The organism is Pseudogulbenkiania sp. FW507-F1, assembly GCF_058781125.1.
This window is the reverse complement of sequence record NZ_JBYSWM010000056.1, coordinates 1-3,444: the sequence shown is the minus strand read 5'-3', so window position 1 is coordinate 3,444 and position 3,444 is coordinate 1. Positions and strand designations below refer to the sequence as shown.

The following is a 3,444-nucleotide window of genomic DNA, read 5'->3' as shown; positions in this document are numbered from 1 at the left end:
TGCGTGCAAATCCGCGGCTTCGGTTATCAGTTTGAGCCCCGTTACATCTTCCGCGCAGGACGACTCGACCAGTGAGCTATTACGCTTTCTTTAAATGATGGCTGCTTCTAAGCCAACATCCTGGCTGTCTAGGCCTTCCCACTTCGTTTACCACTTAACTGATCATTTGGGACCTTAGCCGGCGGTCTGGGTTGTTTCCCTCTTGACGATGGACGTTAGCACCCACCGTCTGTCTCCCATGCTCGCACTTTCCGGTATTCAGAGTTTGCCATGGTTTGGTAAATCGCAATGACCCCCTAGCCATAACAGTGCTTTACCCCCGGAAGTGATACATGAGGCACTACCTAAATAGTTTTCGGGGAGAACCAGCTATCTCCGAGTTTGTTTAGCCTTTCACCCCTATCCACAGCTCATCCCCTAGTTTTGCAACACTAGTGGGTTCGGACCTCCAGTGCGTGTTACCGCACCTTCATCCTGGCCATGGATAGATCACTCGGTTTCGGGTCTACGCCCAGCAACTAAAGCGCCCTATTCGGACTCGGTTTCCCTACGCCTCCCCTATTCGGTTAAGCTCGCTACTGAACGTAAGTCGCTGACCCATTATACAAAAGGTACGCAGTCACCCCTTGCGAGGCTCCCACTGTTTGTATGCATCCGGTTTCAGGTTCTATTTCACTCCCCTCCCGGGGTTCTTTTCGCCTTTCCCTCACGGTACTGGTTCACTATCGGTCGATCACGAGTATTTAGCCTTGGAGGATGGTCCCCCCATCTTCAGACAGGATTTCGCGTGTCCCGCCCTACTTCTCGTACGCCTAGTCCTTGGAATGCGTTTTCGTGTACGGGGCTATCACCCACTATGGCGGCCATTTCCAGGGCCTTCCACTAACACAATCCATAACACGTACAGGCTGTTCCGCGTTCGCTCGCCACTACTGACGGAATCTCGGTTGATTTCTATTCCTGCGGGTACTTAGATGTTTCAGTTCTCCGCGTTCGCTCTACCTTGCCTATGTGTTCAGCAAGGAGTACCTATTGCTAGGTGGGTTTCCCCATTCGGATATCTCCGGATCATCGCTCTATTGCCAGCTCCCCGAAGCTTTTCGCAGGCTTACACGTCCTTCATCGCCTGTGATCGCCAAGGCATCCACCAGATGCACTTAGTCGCTTGACCCTATCATTTCAGTAACCTGGGTTGATCTTGCGATCAATCCGGCACGTCCACGACAGTGAATGTTTGTGCGACGTACCACACCGCCCCTTTTGATATGGCGACATGGCACAGATACAATCAAATTACCCAAAGTCGACGATCCGTCCAAAGCAGACTTAACTGCTTCTTTCTTCTCGCCGTCTTGTTAATTCGGCTTCTTCAGTTTGTTAAAGATCGGGCGTTTTTGCTGCGCCGCTTGCGCGGCACGCGAACAACGCAAACAGAACCAAACTCATCGAGTTCGTTTTTGTTTGCACTGTCGAGTGGTGGAGGATGACGGGATCGAACCGACGACCCCCTGCTTGCAAAGCAGGTGCTCTCCCAACTGAGCTAATCCCCCAACAGGTCAAATGGTGGGTCTGGTTGGACTCGAACCAACGACCCCCGCCTTATCAAGACGGTGCTCTAACCAGCTGAGCTACAAACCCAGTTGCCTTCGTCGATTCGCTTTCGCAAACCAACTATGCCCTTAACGCGAATAACCGATAGGCTGTGAGTACTCGACTCGGCCCTTCTCTAGAAAGGAGGTGATCCAGCCGCAGGTTCCCCTACGGCTACCTTGTTACGACTTCACCCCAGTCATGAAGCATACCGTGGTAACCGGACTCCCGAAGGTTATCCTAGCCACTTCTGGTATCCCCCACTCCCATGGTGTGACGGGCGGTGTGTACAAGACCCGGGAACGTATTCACCGCAGCATGCTGATCTGCGATTACTAGCGATTCCGACTTCACGCACTCGAGTTGCAGAGTGCGATCCGGACTACGATCGGTTTTATGAGATTGGCTCCACCTCGCGGCTTGGCGACCCTCTGTACCGACCATTGTATGACGTGTGAAGCCCTGCTCATAAGGGCCATGAGGACTTGACGTCATCCCCACCTTCCTCCGGTTTGTCACCGGCAGTCTCATTAGAGTGCCCAACTAAATGATGGCAACTAATGACAAGGGTTGCGCTCGTTGCGGGACTTAACCCAACATCTCACGACACGAGCTGACGACAGCCATGCAGCACCTGTGTTCCGGCTCCCTTTCGGGCACCCTCGCGTCTCTGCGAGGTTCCGGACATGTCAAGAGCAGGTAAGGTTTTTCGCGTTGCATCGAATTAATCCACATCATCCACCGCTTGTGCGGGTCCCCGTCAATTCCTTTGAGTTTTAACCTTGCGGCCGTACTCCCCAGGCGGTCAATTTCACGCGTTAGCTACGCTACCAAGGATTCAAACCCCCAACAGCTAATTGACATCGTTTAGGGCGTGGACTACCAGGGTATCTAATCCTGTTTGCTCCCCACGCTTTCGTGCATGAGCGTCAGTGTCATCCCAGGGGGCTGCCTTCGCCATCGGTATTCCTCCACATCTCTACGCATTTCACTGCTACACGTGGAATTCTACCCCCCTCTGACGCACTCTAGCTGTGCAGTCTCCAATGCCGTTCCCAGGTTGAGCCCGGGGCTTTCACATCAGACTTACACAACCGCCTGCGCACGCTTTACGCCCAGTAATTCCGATTAACGCTTGCACCCTACGTATTACCGCGGCTGCTGGCACGTAGTTAGCCGGTGCTTATTCTTCCGGTACTCTCAGCTCCAGTGGATATTAGCCACCGGCATTTGCTCCCGGACAAAAGTCCTTTACAACCCGAAGGCCTTCTTCAGACACGCGGCATGGCTGGATCAGGCTTGCGCCCATTGTCCAAAATTCCCCACTGCTGCCTCCCGTAGGAGTCTGGGCCGTGTCTCAGTCCCAGTGTGGCGGATCATCCTCTCAGACCCGCTACTGATCGTCGCCTTGGTGGGCCTTTACCCCACCAACTAGCTAATCAGACGTCGGCCGCTCGAATAACGCAAGGTCTTACGATCCCCTGCTTTCCTCCTCGGAGCGTATGCGGTATTAGCACAGCTTTCGCTGCGTTATCCCCCATTACTCGGTGCGTTCCGACGCATTACTCACCCGTTCGCCACTCGTCAGCGGGCCGAAGCCCCTGTTACCGTTCGACTTGCATGTGTAAAGCATGCCGCCAGCGTTCAATCTGAGCCAGGATCAAACTCTTCAGTTCAATCTCATAGCAATTTTTGGCACGCAAGATCAAAGAAATATCAGGTATTTCCTGTCTTGCAGTGCAAGTGTCGGCTTTGCCGAGCACTCACACCTATCGGTTATTCTGTTTGTTAAAGAGCGGTGCTGACTGCGTCGTTTCCGTCGCTGCGTCAGCTGAGGAGGCGAACTATACGCCC

General features: G+C 53.5%; 2 tRNA genes and 2 rRNA genes (1 of these 4 only partly in view). All 4 read right to left on the bottom strand.

From position 1 onward, the window contains the following. Positions 1-1,171: ribosomal RNA gene (locus AC3WG5_RS19075) — 23S ribosomal RNA — on the bottom strand; it reaches 1,817 nt to the left of the window's first position. A 303-nt stretch (positions 1,172-1,474) separates the two neighbouring features. After that, positions 1,475-1,550 (bottom strand) — tRNA-Ala (locus AC3WG5_RS19070). Between the two features lie 11 nt (positions 1,551-1,561). Further along, a tRNA-Ile gene (locus AC3WG5_RS19065) sits at positions 1,562-1,638 on the bottom strand. A 92-nt stretch (positions 1,639-1,730) separates the two neighbouring features. Continuing rightward, positions 1,731-3,266: ribosomal RNA gene (locus AC3WG5_RS19060) — 16S ribosomal RNA — on the bottom strand. The 16S and 23S rRNA genes sit together here with 2 tRNA genes alongside, the layout of an rRNA operon. Between the last annotated feature and the right edge of the window lie 178 nt (positions 3,267-3,444).